Source organism: Bifidobacterium platyrrhinorum (assembly GCF_010667645.1).
Lineage (GTDB): Bacteria > Actinomycetota > Actinomycetes > Actinomycetales > Bifidobacteriaceae > Bifidobacterium > Bifidobacterium platyrrhinorum.
This window is the reverse complement of sequence record NZ_WHZV01000001.1, coordinates 64,025-78,595: the sequence shown is the minus strand read 5'-3', so window position 1 is coordinate 78,595 and position 14,571 is coordinate 64,025. Positions and strand designations below refer to the sequence as shown.

The 14,571-nt window shown below is 66.5% G+C and carries 12 protein-coding genes; 2 read left to right on the top strand and 10 right to left on the bottom strand.

The genetic code is table 11. The annotated features are described in order from the left end of the window. Positions 1-66: 66 nt before the first annotated feature. From pafA to GFD21_RS00295, 6 genes are all read right to left on the bottom strand, one after another. Complete coding sequence (gene pafA, locus GFD21_RS00320) at positions 67-1,542, bottom strand: Pup--protein ligase (protein ID WP_163195942.1); 1,476 nt, start codon at positions 1,540-1,542, stop codon at positions 67-69. Next, a complete protein-coding gene (locus GFD21_RS11315; RefSeq protein WP_163195941.1) occupies positions 1,542-1,739 on the bottom strand; it encodes a ubiquitin-like protein Pup in 198 nt (65 codons plus the stop codon). Before GFD21_RS11315 ends, pafA begins: the two co-directional genes overlap by 1 nt. A 164-nt stretch (positions 1,740-1,903) precedes the next feature. After that, positions 1,904-2,761 (bottom strand): inositol monophosphatase family protein, encoded by an 858-nt coding sequence (locus GFD21_RS00310; protein ID WP_163195940.1) that lies wholly within the window; start codon positions 2,759-2,761, stop codon positions 1,904-1,906. Between the two features lie 78 nt (positions 2,762-2,839). Further along, complete coding sequence (dop, locus tag GFD21_RS00305) at positions 2,840-4,510, bottom strand: depupylase/deamidase Dop (RefSeq protein WP_163195939.1); 1,671 nt, start codon at positions 4,508-4,510, stop codon at positions 2,840-2,842. A gap of 46 nt (positions 4,511-4,556) precedes the next feature. Next, positions 4,557-6,119, bottom strand: coding sequence for a proteasome ATPase (arc, locus tag GFD21_RS00300; RefSeq protein WP_163195938.1), 1,563 nt, complete (start codon positions 6,117-6,119; stop codon positions 4,557-4,559). Continuing rightward, positions 6,116-6,856 (bottom strand): DedA family protein, encoded by a 741-nt coding sequence (locus GFD21_RS00295; RefSeq protein ID WP_163196494.1) that lies wholly within the window; start codon positions 6,854-6,856, stop codon positions 6,116-6,118. The genes arc and GFD21_RS00295 overlap by 4 nt, the downstream gene beginning before the upstream one ends. 65 nt (positions 6,857-6,921) lie before the next feature. Between GFD21_RS00295 and serB the strand changes: the two genes are divergently transcribed. Continuing rightward, positions 6,922-7,638 (top strand): phosphoserine phosphatase SerB, encoded by a 717-nt coding sequence (serB, locus tag GFD21_RS00290; RefSeq protein WP_163195937.1) that lies wholly within the window; start codon positions 6,922-6,924, stop codon positions 7,636-7,638. 267 nt (positions 7,639-7,905) lie between these two features. Here serB and GFD21_RS00285 read toward each other — a convergent pair whose 3' ends face one another. The 4 genes from GFD21_RS00285 to GFD21_RS00270 form a co-directional block, all read right to left on the bottom strand. Then, complete coding sequence (locus GFD21_RS00285) at positions 7,906-9,885, bottom strand: glycoside hydrolase family 127 protein (RefSeq protein ID WP_163195936.1); 1,980 nt, start codon at positions 9,883-9,885, stop codon at positions 7,906-7,908. 174 nt (positions 9,886-10,059) lie between these two features. After that, complete coding sequence (locus GFD21_RS00280) at positions 10,060-10,878, bottom strand: carbohydrate ABC transporter permease (protein WP_163195935.1); 819 nt, start codon at positions 10,876-10,878, stop codon at positions 10,060-10,062. 10 nt (positions 10,879-10,888) lie between these two features. After that, positions 10,889-11,827, bottom strand: coding sequence for a carbohydrate ABC transporter permease (locus tag GFD21_RS00275; protein ID WP_163195934.1), 939 nt, complete (start codon positions 11,825-11,827; stop codon positions 10,889-10,891). A gap of 123 nt (positions 11,828-11,950) precedes the next feature. Further along, entirely contained in the window at positions 11,951-13,276 is a 1,326-nt protein-coding gene (locus GFD21_RS00270; RefSeq protein WP_163195933.1) for an ABC transporter substrate-binding protein, read from the bottom strand. A 233-nt stretch (positions 13,277-13,509) separates the two neighbouring features. Between GFD21_RS00270 and GFD21_RS00265 the strand changes: the two genes are divergently transcribed. Further along, positions 13,510-14,532 carry a LacI family DNA-binding transcriptional regulator gene (locus tag GFD21_RS00265; RefSeq protein WP_163195932.1) on the top strand — a complete coding sequence of 341 codons (1,023 nt, stop codon included), beginning with the start codon at positions 13,510-13,512 and terminating at the stop codon, positions 14,530-14,532. The last annotated feature ends 39 nt before the right edge of the window (positions 14,533-14,571 follow it).

Below are 14,571 nucleotides of genomic sequence, written 5' to 3'. Positions count from 1 at the left end.
GTCCGACCATGGTGGTCGGACGCCCCGATTCGCATATCGCCCACTATCGCCTCGTATCCCTTCCGGCTACGCCCGCATCGAATCCATGAGGGCGCGGTACTGTTCCGTGGGCTCGCAGGAGAACGGGTCGAGCAGGACCGCTTCGCGGCGCACCGGCGAGGAGACAACCATCGTGGTCCAGTCGCAGGAGAACTGCGCCCCCGTGTCGAGCGCACGCCGCACGAACGCGCCGCGCAGGGCCGCGCGCGTGTCCGAGGGAGGCTCGTGCTTCGCGGCGGCCACCGTCGCCGCGTCCAACGGTTCGCCGAGCCGTCCATGGGCCACGAGCGAGGCGTACAGCCGTCCGTTGGCCACGTCATGGTAGTCGAGTTCCAATTGTTCGAGCCGTGCGAGGTCCGTGTCCGGACGGCGGCGGCGCAACGCCTCGGCGAGGCAGTGTTTCGCCGCCCAGTCCACGCGCGTGGACAATGCGGCGAAATCGCGCCGTTCCAACGCGTCCAACGCCCACCGCCACGAGGCGATCACGTCGTCGACACCGGTCTTCGGCAGGGACGCGTCGATGTCGTCATGGCGTTCGCGCACGAACGCCTCGACGACATCGAGGTAGCGTCGCTGCATCGACAGCGGATCGGGCGTGCCCGCGGGGTCCGCCCCGGCGCCGTCCGACGCGCCGCGCTCCCCCGGTCCCAGCCAGCGGCTCACCGCCCGGTTCGCGGCCGCCGGGTCGGCGAACGCAAGATCCTCGAATCCGCTGGGACGCCCATGCCGCACGGCGTCCTCGATCACGCACAGCACGAGGTGCGTGACGGCGAGCTTCATCCACGTGGCCCACTGCGACCGGTTGGAGTCGCCGATGATCACGTGCAGGCGGCGGAAGGACTCGGGGTCGGCGTGCGGCTCGTCGCGCGTGTTGACCATCGGGCGCGAACGTGTGGTGGCGGATGATACGGCCTCGTCGAGGAAGTCGGCGCGCTGCGTGATCTGGAAACCGTCCGGCGTGAACCGCCCCGCCCCCGTGTAGAGCTGGCGGGTGATGAGGAACGGCAGCAGCTGCCTCTCGATGGTCTCCAAGGGCACGAACCGGCGCACGAGGTAGTTCTCATGGCATCCGAACGCGTGGCCCGCGGAATCCACGTTGTTCTTGAACACGTGGATGACGGCCCCCTCGCCATGGGATGCGCGCAGTTTCGACTGCGCGTCGGCGGCGAGCGACGCCATCACGCGTTCGCCGGCCGCGTCCTGGGCGAGCGCGTCCATCGGGTCGCGCGCCTCGGCGGTCGCGTACTCGGGGTGCGAGCCGACGTCGAGGTAGAGGCGCGAACCGTTGTCCAGATACGTGTTCGTGGACCGGGCGCGGGAGACGACCGGGCGGAACATGGTCATCGCCACCTGCCCGGCGTCCACGGGGCGGTCGGCCCCGGTGACGGAGACACCGTATTCGGTCTCCACGCCGAAGATGCGGCCGAAGCCGTCGAGTTCCGCGGCCGGCGTGGCGCCCGCCTCATGGGCGGCGCGCGTGCCGCTGTCGCGCAGCTGTGGCATCACTCGCCGCCTTTTTGCACGAAGCTCTTCACGTATTCCTCGGCGTTGGTCTCCAACGTGGATTCGATGTCGTCGAGCACCGCGTCAAGCGCGTCGAACTCCACGTCCGAACGCGTCTGACCGCCCTGGTTCTCCTGCGCCGCGTCCTGCGGCCGTTCCTGCTGTGACCCGCCCGCCTGTGCGAACTGCTGCGGCATGATGCCTCCCTGTGGTATGTGGCCGACGGGCCCGGACCATCCGCATGTCCCATGGCCGCCGGCTCCTGTGATACGTCTACGATACGTCACGATACGCGAAAGCCCCGGGAGCCGGTCCCGGGGCCCGCCATGCGGCCATTCGCGTCCGATGGCCGCGCCGCGCGTCAGTCGTCGTCGCGCTGGATGAGGTACTGCTTGAGGTCGCGGTCGATGAGACCGTTCGTGCACACCACGTCGTTGTCCTGACGCCAATGGATGGCGCCGCCGTTCCAGCGGTGCAGCGTGCCCTGCGCCTCCCACACGACCACGGCGGCCGCGGAGATGGCCGGCACGTCCCAGTAATGCAGCATCGGCTCGAAGTACGCGTCGTAGGTGCCGTCGGCCACCTTGCACAGGTCGAGCGACGCCGGACCCACACGCTTGACGTCGGCTGGGCGGCCGGCCGACAGCGAGGCGACGGTCTGCAGCGCGCGGTCGGCCTCGCCCGGCACGTAGGACATGCCGAAGCTCACCACCGAACCGTCGAGCGTGGAGGTCATGGACGGCACGACCTTCTCACGGCGTTCGCCGACGGGCGTGTTGCGGATGCGCACCGCGCCCTGGCCCTTCGCGGCGAGGTACGTCTCGCCCATCGCCGGCGCGTGCACGACGCCGAGGATCGGCTGGGCGGACCCCTCCTCGTTGAATTCGAACAGGGACACGGTGACCGCCCATTCGCTCATGTTGCGGATGTAGTTGATGGCGCCGTCGAGCTTGCCGACGCACCAGTAGCGCTGGCCCGGGCGCGACGTGGAGGGGCGGGTCTGCCAGAAGCCGTCGAAATGCTCCATGTCCGCCAGACGGCCGGACATGTACCGCAGCAGGCGGCCGTCGACCTCCACGTTGAACTGTTCGCCGGGGTTCTCGCGCGAGATGAGCATGTCGTGCGGGGCCATCTGGTCCTGCAGCGCGTGCTTGCCGGCTGCCATTGCGATGTCGGCGACCTTCATCGCGAGGTCGCGCAGATTCTCCTGTTGTGCCATAAGCACCCATGGTATCGGGACGGGAGGGTTTTGTCGCGCGGTCCCGCCCGGCCTCCACGAAACGCTTGATTCGCCCGGTCAGGCGGCGCGCCGTTCCAGCGACAGCCGTTCGAGGAGCGCGGCGGAGTCGGAGGCCTCGGCCACCGCGGTCTCGACGTTCTCCTTACGGAACGCGAGCGGATCGGACATGTCGAGGCTCACCAGGTCGCCGGGGCGCACGCTCGTCGCCTCGGCCGGTGACGCATTGCCGTACGTGTCGGGCATGCCGTCGTCCGACCGCGGGACGCGCACGGTCAGGTGCGACCAGCTGGCGGCGACCACGTCGGAGGGGAACGTGCGCACGAGCGCGGCGCGCAGCCAGGCGCGCGTCGTCTCGGGCGGGTTTTGGGCGGCGTGCGCGAGCGCGTCGTCGTCGACGAGGCGTTCGACGCCGCCCGCGGCGACGAGTTTCGCGAACACGGATTTCGCGGGGTCGAGCGCCGCCCATGAGAGGTCGACGGCGGCGAGGCGCGGGTCCGCCCAGGAGGCGCCCGTCTTGCGGCGCAGCTTCTCGAGCAGCTGCCATTTGAGGAGCCATTCGACGCGGGCGCCTTCCACCTTCATCGCGAGGCGTGCATCGTCGTCGGCGTGGCGGATGGCGGCGGTGTCGGCGAGCGCCTGCCCCCACATGGCCATGACGTTGCGGGTCTCGCGGTCCTCCCATGCGGGTTCGCCCTTCGTGTCGGTGCCGAGCGTGGCGGCGGCCACCTCGTAGACGGCGCGGCGCAGGGCCACCTGCATGAGCCATGCGGTGGTGGCGCCGCCGGTTTCGAGCGGCAGCGCGGCGGCGAGCGTCAGGTCGTGGGAGACGGTGTGCATCGCCTCGACCGGGTCGGCGAGTCGGAGGGAGCCGAGCAGCGCGTCGAGGTCGTAGCCGGCCTCTTGCGCGTGTTCGAGCGTCCACAGGAGCATGGAGGTGACGCCGAGTTTCAACACCTGGGGCACGTCCATGCGGTTCGCGTCGCCGACGATCACGTGCAGGCGGCGGAATTCGCCGGTGGAATGGGATTCGTCGCGCGTGTTGATGATGGGGCGGTCGAACGTGGTCTGCAGGCCGATCTTCGCGTGGATCGTGTCGGCGCGCTGGCTCAATTGGAATCCGGCCTGTTCGCTCGCCTCGCCGATGCCGACCCGGCCGGAGCCGGCCCAGATCTGGCGGGAGACGAAGTGCGCGGTCATGAGCGCGGCCACGTCCGCGAACGGCACGTCGCGGCGCATCATGTAGTTCTCGTGCGTGCCCCAGCTGGCGCCTTTGCCGTCCACGTTGTTGCGGTGGAGCACGACCGGTCGGCCGGACGCCTTGAGTTCGGGGTCGGTGGCGCTGGCGGCTTGGGCGGCGGCGAGCATGAGCCGGTCGCCGGCGTGGTCGTAGGCGAGGGCCTGGAACGGGTCGGTGGTTTCGGGCGCGGAGTATTCGGGGTGCGCGTGGTCCACGTAGATGCGGCCGCCGTTGGGGGCGATCACGTTGGTGATGTTGAGCTGGGGCGCGTCGGTGAGCATGTCGGGGCGGGCGGCGGCGCGGTCGAGCCTGGTGCCGCGCGCGTCGTTGACCGGGTCCTCCTGCCGGTAGTCCCAGCGGATGTGCCGCGTGGCCTCGTCGGCCGCGGCGCCGACCACGTCGAAACTCAGCTTGACCGGCTGGTAGTAGGCGACGCCCGGCTGCGACACCGCGTATTCGGTCTCCGTGCCCATCACTCGTTTCACGCTCATGCCCGTTCCCCTCCCGGTTCCTGCGTTCGATGCCTTGCGCATATCGTCAGTGTTCCACGCCGCGGATCGCGGTGACGGCCCCGGCGTCGAAGCCGTTGACGCGGCTCCACTGCACGGGGTCGGCGTCGAGCAGCGAGTCGCGTGTCTCGGCGAATTCGTCCTCGACGGCCTTCGCGAGCAGGTCGACGCCGATCGCCACGTCGCCGCCGCGTTCGATCGACGCCTTGACGGCGAGCGTCTTCGCGCGGTCCACGATGTTCTTGAGGCTCGCGCCGCTCGTGACGTCGGCGAGGAACAGCGCGTTCCACGTGCCGTGCTCGTCGCGCACGTCGGCGAGGTGGCGCCGTGCGGAACGCGTGTAGATGTCGCGCACGAGCACGCGGGCGAGCGCGTCCGCGTCGAGGCCCTCCTCGAGCGGCAGGTCGTCGGTCAGGTAGTGGCGCACGATGGCGACGGCGGCCTCGCCGTCCGGCCGGTCGATGCGGATCTTCACGTCGAGGCGGCCCGGGCGCAGCACGGCCGGGTCGATCATGTCGACGCGGTTGGAGGCGCCGATCACCATCACGTTGCCGAGCGATTCGACGCCGTCGAGTTCGGCGAGGAACTGCGGCACGATGGTGGTCTCCACGTCGGAGGAGACGCCGGAGCCGCGCGTGCGCAGCAGCGAGTCCATCTCGTCGATGAACACGATGACCGGGCGGCCGTCGGCGGCGCGTTCGCGCGCGCGGCGGAAGATGAGGCGGATGAGGCGTTCCGATTCGCCGACGAACTTGTTGAGCAGCTCCGGCCCCTTGACGGACAGGAACACGCCGCGGCCGGTGCCGTCCGCGCCTTCGGCGAGCGCGTGGGCGACGGCCTTGGCGATGAGCGTCTTGCCGTTGCCGGGAGGGCCGTACAGGAGCACGCCCTTGGGCGCGGCGAGGTCGTAGCGCGCGAACAGCCCGCGGTGCCGGAACGGCAGTTGGACGGCGTCGCGGATGCGTTCGATCTGCCGGTCGAGGCCGCCGATGTCGGCGAAGGAGACGTCGGGCGTCTCCTCGAGGACGAGGTCGGCGTCGTCCTTCTTCGGCAGGGCCGCGATGACGAGGCGGCCGGACGCCTCGACGATGACGCGGTCGCCGCGTTCGAGCGCCGCGGAGGCGAGCGCGCTGGCGCGGCGGGCGACGGCGGCGTTGCCCCCGGCGTCGCGGATGACGAGGCGGCCGTCGTCGAGGGTCTCGTCGACGGTGCGCACCATGCCGACGGCGTCGTGGTCGCGCTGTTCGACGAGCACCATCGCCTCGTTGAGCACGACGGTGCGCCCGGCAGCGAGGCGCTCGGGGTTGAGGTTCGAGGCGACGGGCACGATCATGCGGCGGGAGCCGGCGATGATCTCGGCGTTGGCGTGCCGCACGCCCAGCTCGTCGGTGCGCACCGCATCGACCTTCACCATCGTGGCGAAGGTGAGCGGCGGCTGGGCGAGCTGCGCCAATTGCGATTTCGCCTTGGTCAGCTCCTTGCCGGCGCGGTTGAGCGCCTCGGCGAGCGCATGGTTCTTCGCCATGAGCCGGTCGTTCAATGCCGCCAGGTCCTCGGCGGGCCGGCCGTCCCCCTCGTGTCCTTCGCTCATGCGTCACCTTCCGTTGCGTCGTCTCCGTCGTTGCGCCGTGCGTTGCGGCCACGCACCACTGTACGTATCTTGCGCGCGGCGAACACGGCGATGACCACGATGAAGGCGACGACGACCACGTCCTCGAACACGTTGAGGACCCCGAGGATCGAGCACCAGCCCGCGCCGAGGAAATAGCCGGCGGAGACGAGGACCGTGTTCCACACGGCCGAGCCGAGCAGGGTCCAGCCGGTGAAGTGGAGGAAGTCCATGCGGTTGAATCCGGCGGGGATGGAGATGAGCGAACGGACCACGGGGATCACGCGGCCTATGAGCACGCTCCACGTGCCGTAGCGGGTGAACCAGTCGTTCGCCTTGTTCACGTCCTTGCGGCTCACGCCGGGGATGACGTCCGCCGCCTTGTGGATGCGGCGCAGGCCCACCCATCGTGAGACGCCGTACAGCGCCCATGCGCCGATGAGGGAGCCGACGGTCGCCCAGACGATCGCCTCGACGAGGTTCAGCGTGCCGCGCGAGGCGGTGAAGCCGGCCAACGGCAGGATCACCTCGGAGGGGATCGGCGGGAAGATCGATTCGAGGGCGATGGCGAGGGCCACGCCGAGGCCGCCGACCGTCTCCATGAGGGAGACGAGCCAGTCGGTGATGACCTGGATGAGCCCGCCGTCGCCGGTCGGGCAGACGGGTTCGGCCGCGATCGCGGCGGAGGCGGCCGAGGTTACGGCGGGGCTGATGTTCATGGCGTCGTGGATGGCGTCGAAAAGCATAGGGGGTATTGTCCCAAGGTTTTTCGACAATCGGAGGCATGACGCAAGAAGCCACGCAATTCCTTGACGAGCACGACACTCCCCACGGCGACGGATGGGGGTTCCCTCAGCCGCCGACCCTCGCCGAACCGGGACTGCTGGTCATGGACGTCGATTCGACTCTCATCGACGAGGAGGTCATCGACGAGCTGGGCGAGGCGGCCGGTTGCGGCGAGCGCATCGCCGAGGTGACCGCCCGCGCGATGCGCGGCGAGCTGGAATTCTGCGACGCGTTGCGCGCCCGCGTGGCGCTGCTGCAGGGATTGCCGGTCTCCGTGTTCGACACGGTGCATGACAAGCTGCATTTCACCAACGGCGCGTTGGAGCTCATCGATACGCTGCATGCGCACGGCTGGAAGGTGGGCGTGGTGTCCGGCGGATTCCACGAGGTGGTGGACCGTCTCGCCGAGGAGGCCCATATCGACCATTGGCTGGCGAACCGTCTCGAGACGCGCGACGGCGAGCTCACCGGCAAGGTGGTGGGCGACATCGTGTGCAAGACCGTGAAGCTGCACGCGCTGCGCGAGTGGGCGAAGCGCGACGGCATCGACATGGCGCAGACCGTGGCCGTGGGCGACGGCGCGAACGACATCCCGATGATCCAGGCCGCCGGCCTCGGCATCGCGTTCTGCGCGAAGCCGAAGACCCAATTGGCCGCCCACGAGTCCATCAACGAGCGCGACCTGACGAAGGTCCTCGGCTTCCTGCGCCGTTAGTTCCCCTTCTACTCGTGGTGGTGCGCAAAACACCCGCGAGCAGGGGCAATGCGCTGGTTTCTTGCGCGGAACCAGCTTTCAGCGCAACAGATTCCGGAACGCATCCCTATTACCCGGAAATAGTTGCACTGGCACCGAGTCAAAGCGACAGATTCCGGCAATCACAGGTGACTTCCGGAATTTGTCGCCATCCGCCGATCCTGGGAACTGCGGTAATCATCCGGGCGCATGGTCCGAAACCACACGCCCGGATGTACGGCTCTCCCGTCAATTGAGCCAGACGCTCATCTGTCCGTCTTCACGGTTCGCCCACGCGTAGTAGGGCACCAGCTTGAGCGTGGCCTCATCCATCCGGGCATCCTCGACCTCATGGTAAAGCGGTTCCGCCTCATCATCCCCGCGCACCCGCGCCGGCACAGTGATCGTCTCCACTCCCCCGAGCAGTCCGGATTCGTATGCCGCTTCGGTGCGGGCGTCCGCGTCCAGACGCACCTCGCGCGGCACGTGGTAGCGCCACAGGTCCTCGGCGTTGTCGGCGGCCTCGGCGCAGAACACCACCGGTCCGCGCATGAAGGCCACCTTGCCCGCATCGACACGTACGCGTGACGAGGCCTCCATCGCCTTCACCCGCATGTCGAGGTCCAGCCGCACGATGCGGTCCTCATGCCCGGGGGCGATCTCGATGACGACGAACCCGTCCTCCACGGGCTTGTCGCATGCCTTCCCGTCCACGGTGAGCTTGTAATCGTTCGCGGACCATTCCGGGATGTGCACGGCGAAACGGAACGGTTCTCCGGAGAGGTTGCGGACCGTGTATTCGATGTGCCCGTCCCACGGGTAATCGCCACGCTGCTCGATGCCGATCCCGTGGCCGAAGTCGGCGGTGTTCGCGATGAACTGGTGCGCGTAGATGGTGTCGCCATGCACCGTATAGAGGTAGCGGTCCACCGAGGCCACAAGCCGCGCGATGTTGGCTGGGCAGCACGAGCATCCGAACCATTCGGCGCGATGGGTGAGCACATGCTTCTTGTCGGGGTTGCGTGCGGACAGCACCGGATCCGCCTCGAGCGGGTTCACATAGTAGAAATGGGAGCCGTCGAGGCTCATGCCGCTGATGGCGCCGTTGAACAGCTGCTTTTCGAGCACGTCGGCGTATTCGCCATGCGGTTCGATCTCGAGCAGCCTTCTGGCGAACATGGCCATGCCGACGGACGCGCATGATTCGCCGTACATCGTGTCGTTCGGCAGATCGTAGTCGGCGGTGAACGCCTCGCCCTCATGGGTGGAACCGACCTGTCCGGTGATGTACATGCGCTGCCGCACGATGTTGCGCCACAGCCGTTCGGCGGCTTCCCGCAGTTCCTCGTCGCCGGTCAGGCGGGCGACGTGCGCCGCGCCTTCGCACAGGTACACGACGCGCACGGCGTGGCCTTCGGCGGTGGTCTGCCCGGTGAAGGGCCTGTCGATCTGGTAGTACTTGCGGGCGAACTCGTCGACGTCCAGCATATGGCAGCCGCTGCCGCCGTCGCCGAACTGCTCGTCGAAGAAATCGGGGTTGCGTCCGCGCTCATGCAGGAAGAACCGGGCGAGGTCCAGATAGCGTCGCTCCCCCGTCGCCTCGTAGAGTCGGGGCAGGGCCACCTCGATTTCCGGGTGGCCGTCCACGCCGTGGATCTTGCCTTCCTCGTCGCCGAAGTTCGCGTCGATGCAATCGGCCATGCGGCACGCCACGTTCAGCGCGGTGGTGTTGCCGGTCACCTCGTAGTAGGCCACGGCCGCCTCGATGTAATGCCCCATCGTGTACAGCTCGTGGGATTGGCGGAGCCTCTTGAACCGCTCCTGAGGCCAGTCGATCTGGAACAGGGTGACGAGGTAGCCGTCGGGGGCCTGCGCCTTGGCGATCAGGTCCACCAAACGGTCCGCGGTCTCGCGCAGATGGTCGTCATGACGGTAGGCGAGCGCATATGCGGCCGCCTCAAGCCATTTGTAGAGGTCGGAGTCCTGGAATTGGTATCCGGTGTGGTGGCCTTCGACGAGACCGGCGGCGATCTCGATGTTGCGCAGGGTGTGGCCCTCGTTGCCTTCGAACGAATTGCCGGAGGACGGGTCGTCGGGCAGCACGGCCGATTGTTCGTCGGCCATGACGGCCCACTGGTAGGGCAGCACCTTGTCGACGACGAGGTTGCGGTAGTTGCGCCAGAATCCCGAGGTGATGTCGACCGTGGGCGAGGTGTTGAGGGAGATCATCGTTTGTCCTTTATCGAAATCGAAGAGTGTATGGTCCTGAAGGGCTTGTCAGCCCTTCACCGCTCCGGTCCTGCAATCAGGGACTTCGCCGGCGAAGCCCATCGATCGCTCCGGTGCTTCCGCACCTCCGCCCGAAGCGGTCGGACAGCCCACCGGGCTGTCCTGAAGGGCTTGTCAGCCCTTCACCGCTCCGGCCATGAAGCCTCTGACGTAGTACTTCTGGAGGGCGAGGAACAGTACGGCGCAGGGGATCATGAGCACGACGACGCCGGCCTCGGTGATGCCGTAGTCGATGGCTCCCATCGCCTGGCTGCGCATGTTGACCAGCGCGAGCGGCAACGGCGCGTTCTCGGAACTCACGAGGTACAGGGGCATCATGAAGTTGTTCCATGCCTCGAGGAAGGCGAGCAGGCCGACGGTGACCATGGAGGGCTTGACGCTGGGCATGAGCACCTTCACCAGCGCCTGCAGCGAGTTGCATCCGTCGCACAGGGCGGCCTCCTCCAGGGATTTGGGGATGGCGTCGAACGCGATGCGCATGATGAACACCGACATGGGCAGCTGGAACAGGGTGAGCACCAGACCGACGCCGACCAGCGAGTTGTTGAGGCCGATGCTCTTGAACCACACCATCATGGGGATGAGCAGCGAGGCGTACGGCACCATGAGGATGGACAGGGTGACCATGAAGCCGAGGTTGCGCCCCGGATAGTTGAACCGGGAGAAGGAGTAGCCGGCGAGCGTGCACACCAGCACCGAGAAGACGACCGCGACCAGGGACACCACGATCGAATTGAACAGATACCGCGGCAGGCCTTCCTGGAAGCCGAACAGGGTGAGGTAGTTGTTGATGCCCCAGCCGTCGATCTGCGACGATCCGGGCTGCGGGCTGAACGAGCTGATGAGCACCCACAGCAGCGGGGAGACGAACAGCAGGGCGAGGAGCGCCTGAAGGATGTATCCGACGACCCTTTTCCACATCGGGGTTTTCATGCCAGTCTCCTTACTTGGTGTCGTCGCGCATGCCGCGCATCTGGATGGAGTTGATGATGACGAGGAACACGAGCACGAGCAGCGACAGCGCCGCGGCCATGCCGAGGTCCTTTTTGGACTCGAACGCGAAGCTGTAGATCAGCTGGACCACGGTGAGGGTCTCGTTGTTCGGGCCGCCTCGCGTGATGATGAAGAACTGGTCGAAGGCGAGGATCGAACCGGTCACGCAGTAGACCAGGCACATCACGATGGTCGGCTTCATCAGCGGCAGGGTGATGGAACGGAAGATGCGCCAGGTACCGGCGCCGTCCATGCGCGCCGCCTCGTACAGGTCGCCGGGGATCGACTGCAATCCGATCATCATGAGCAGCATGTAGTAGCCGGAGTAGCGCCAGACGATGACCAGCGTCGTGGCCCAGAGCGCGCTCGAACCGGTGGCGAGCACCGATCCGTCCGCCTCCATGAGCCCGAAGAAGCTCAGGATCCTGGTGACCGGTCCGACCTGTGGCGAATACAACGCGTAGAACAGCAGGGACGCGGAGGCCAGGCCCGTCGCCGACGGCAGCAGGAAGCAGGTGCGCAGTATGGAGTTCCACTTGCTGGACTCCTGTACCAGCAGGGCGAGTCCCAGGCCGAGCGCCAGCAGGATGATGGTGACGATCACCGTGTACTTGAGCGTGAAGCCCATCGATTTGAGCAGCAACGGGTGTTCGAAGACCTTGATGAAGTTCTCGGGGAAGTTCCATCCCCGGTTGCCTCCCATCAGCGACCATCGGGAGCCGGCCATGACGACCAGCAGGACGATGGGGACAATGAACAGGCCGATGATGAACACCCAGTCCGGTGCGGCGTATGACCATCCCCTGCGGGTTTCGGCCATGGCCGCCTTGGAGCGGGGGCGTTTGCGCAGTCGCGCCTTCGACTGCGATTGGGGGCTTGCGGCAGACATTTCCGTTGTTCCTTGCGATGAAAAATCGAATCGATATATCGGTATCGGCTATAGGTTTCTTCAGGGCCTGGCGCCCCGGCAACAATGTCATCGCCGGGACACCGATGATCGTGACGGGGGATCCTACTGGGCCAGCACGTCGGTGATAGCCTGGTTGTCGGCCTTCAGTTTGCCGGAATCACCCCAGATCTGGTCCTGGAGCAGGATCTGCCACGGGGAGCCGGAGGCGTTGAACGCCTCGTTGAAACGCGGGGAGACCGGGGTGCGGCCGTTCTTCAGCACGCCGTTCGCGATCTGGATGCGCTCGTCGACGTCCTTGTAGCCGTTCTCGATGACCTTGAGGTTGGAGGCGGTGTCGCCCTTGTCGGCGAACGCCTCCTGCTGGGCGTCCTCGGTGGTCAGCCACTGCAGGAAGTTCCAGGCCTGGGCGGCGTTCTTGGAATCCTTTGAGATGCCCACGGCGTCGCCGCCGAGGAACGAGGAGCCGTTACCCTTCTTGGTTCCGGGGATGGCGGACACGCCGATGTGCGGACCGCCCTTCGATTCGGCTTCGATCAGCGTGGCGACCGAGGCTCCGGCGTACGGCATCACGCCGATCTTGCCGTTGGCGAACGGCGTGGTCCAGGTCGAGCAGTTCTCCACCTGGGAGCCGGCGCCGATGCCGTTCTTGGTGTTCGCAAGGTCGCGGTACATCTTGAACACGGCCTTCGAGGCGCCGCCGTCGAGCAGGGCCTTGGTGCCGTCCTCGTTCATGACCTCCTCGCCGCTCGCCCAGATCATCGGGAACGTCATGAACACGGCCGCGCCGCCGCACTGGCCGCCCACGTAGGTTCCGGCGACGCCGTCCTGGCCGAGGTCGGCGACGGCCTTGGCCTGCTCGTAGAACTCCTCCACCGTGGAGGGTCCCTTGTCCGGATCGAGACCGGCCTGTTCATAGAGGTCCTTGTTCCACACGAGCACGGACTGGTCGGTGAAGAACGGCAGCGTGTACTCGGCGCCATCCACGGTACCGGCGTCGATGTGCCCCTGCTGCAGGTCGTCCTTGTTGTCGAGCCCGTCGATCTGCTCGGTGATGTCCATGAAGATGCCTTCGGAGGCCCAGTACGGGATGCGCACCACGTCGCCGGACAGCAGGTCGGGCAGCGAATCGGTCTGCGACGACGTGCCCACCTTGCCCTCCATGTCCTCGCTGGGGACCAGTTCCACCTTGATCTGGTTCTTGTGGGACTTGTTGTACGCCTCGGCGACGTTGGTCGCCTGGCGTTCCTTGTCCGAACGGACCCACAGGGTCAGTTTCGTGCCGTCATCGGTGCCGCCGGCCGGAATGTCCGCGGACGAGGAGCCGGATCCTCCCCCACAGGCCGCCAACGGGGAAATCAGCATTGCGGCGGCCGCAATGGCCGCGAGAGGCTTCCACGACCTGACGGTGAAACGGTTCGACCTTGTCATTGCTTTCTCCTGTTCATCCATCCGTTCAACACTGAACGGCGAAATCTTCTTTTTCCTTGTCAGGTTCTCAACTAATGCTCATCACTTGCGCATTTTGTTAAAACCTTTTCACATCATAAAGTCGCTTTGAGAGCATGTCAAATTGACCGCAGTGATTTATCTGATACCATTATTTTCACAATGTTTCACACAGTGCGAAAGCACGAGGACCACCCGCCGTCACAGGAGGCATCATGCGGAAAGGCATCATCAAGGAATCCCCCCGGTTGGAGGACGTAGCCAAACGGGCCGGCGTGTCGCTGTCCACCGCCTCGAAGGCACTGCACGACAACCCCCGGGTCAGCGCCAAGACCAGGCAACTCGTGCAACGGATCGCACACGAGATGTCATACACCCCCAACGCCCTGGCGCAGTCCCTCATCAACGGCATGAGCGGGACCGTCGGATTGGTCACCTCGGACATGTCCGGACGTTTCTGCACGCAGATCATGATGGGCGCCGAAAACGTGCTCGGCAGCAAATCCATATCCGTGTTGCTCACCAACGCACGCAACGACCCCACTCTGGAAGCCATGCATATCCGCAAGCTGCTGTCGCTGCGCGTCGACGGACTGATCCTGATGGGACGTGAAACCGATCCACGCCCGTCGCTTTCCGAAGACATCCCCGTCCCGGTCGTATACGCCTACGCCCCATCCGAAAACCCGCAGGACGCGTCCGTGACCTGCGACAACGTGGATGCCGGGCGCATGGCCGTCGGGCACCTGCTGTCCTGCGGAAGGAGACGCATCGCCATCATCGGCGGCGACCCCTCGTTCTCCGCCGCCACCGACCGCACGCAGGGGTCTCTTGACGCGCTCGACGAGGCGGGACTGGAACCGGTCGGCCCGATCCGATACGGCACCTGGGACGGCTCATGGGGACGCGGCGCCACAAGACTCCTTCTGGACGACCCGGATCTTGATTTCGACGCCATCATCTGCCAGAACGACCAGATCGCCAGGGGGTGCATCGACGTGCTCAAGGAACGCGGACTGAAGGTGCCCGACGATGTCGCCGTGATCGGGCATGACAACTGGAAGGAAATCGTGGACGTCGCGCGCCCCACGCTCACCGATCTCGACAACCGAGCCGTGGACATCGGCCGCAGGGCCGCCGAGATGCTCATCGACGCCATCAACGGCCATCCGCATCACGGCGTCGAACTGCTCAAGTGCAAGCTCATCCAAAGGGAGTCCACGGTCCCCCTGGAATAATTCACCGGCCGCGGGTGGACGCCCACGGTGCGGGCGACC

Coding starts and splice junctions, on each gene's coding strand:
- GFD21_RS00295 (WP_163196494.1), bottom strand. CDS start 6,856: ATGAACATCAGCCCCGCCGTAACCTCGGCCGCCTCCGCCGCGATCGCG.
- GFD21_RS00265 (WP_163195932.1), top strand. CDS start 13,510: ATGCGGAAAGGCATCATCAAGGAATCCCCCCGGTTGGAGGACGTAGCC.
- GFD21_RS00285 (WP_163195936.1), bottom strand. CDS start 9,885: ATGATCTCCCTCAACACCTCGCCCACGGTCGACATCACCTCGGGATTC.
- serB (WP_163195937.1), top strand. CDS start 6,922: ATGACGCAAGAAGCCACGCAATTCCTTGACGAGCACGACACTCCCCAC.
- GFD21_RS00280 (WP_163195935.1), bottom strand. CDS start 10,878: ATGAAAACCCCGATGTGGAAAAGGGTCGTCGGATACATCCTTCAGGCG.
- dop (WP_163195939.1), bottom strand. CDS start 4,510: ATGAGCGTGAAACGAGTGATGGGCACGGAGACCGAATACGCGGTGTCG.
- arc (WP_163195938.1), bottom strand. CDS start 6,119: ATGAGCGAAGGACACGAGGGGGACGGCCGGCCCGCCGAGGACCTGGCG.
- GFD21_RS00275 (WP_163195934.1), bottom strand. CDS start 11,827: ATGTCTGCCGCAAGCCCCCAATCGCAGTCGAAGGCGCGACTGCGCAAA.
- GFD21_RS11315 (WP_163195941.1), bottom strand. CDS start 1,739: ATGCCGCAGCAGTTCGCACAGGCGGGCGGGTCACAGCAGGAACGGCCG.
- pafA (WP_163195942.1), bottom strand. CDS start 1,542: ATGCCACAGCTGCGCGACAGCGGCACGCGCGCCGCCCATGAGGCGGGC.
- GFD21_RS00310 (WP_163195940.1), bottom strand. CDS start 2,761: ATGGCACAACAGGAGAATCTGCGCGACCTCGCGATGAAGGTCGCCGAC.
- GFD21_RS00270 (WP_163195933.1), bottom strand. CDS start 13,276: ATGACAAGGTCGAACCGTTTCACCGTCAGGTCGTGGAAGCCTCTCGCG.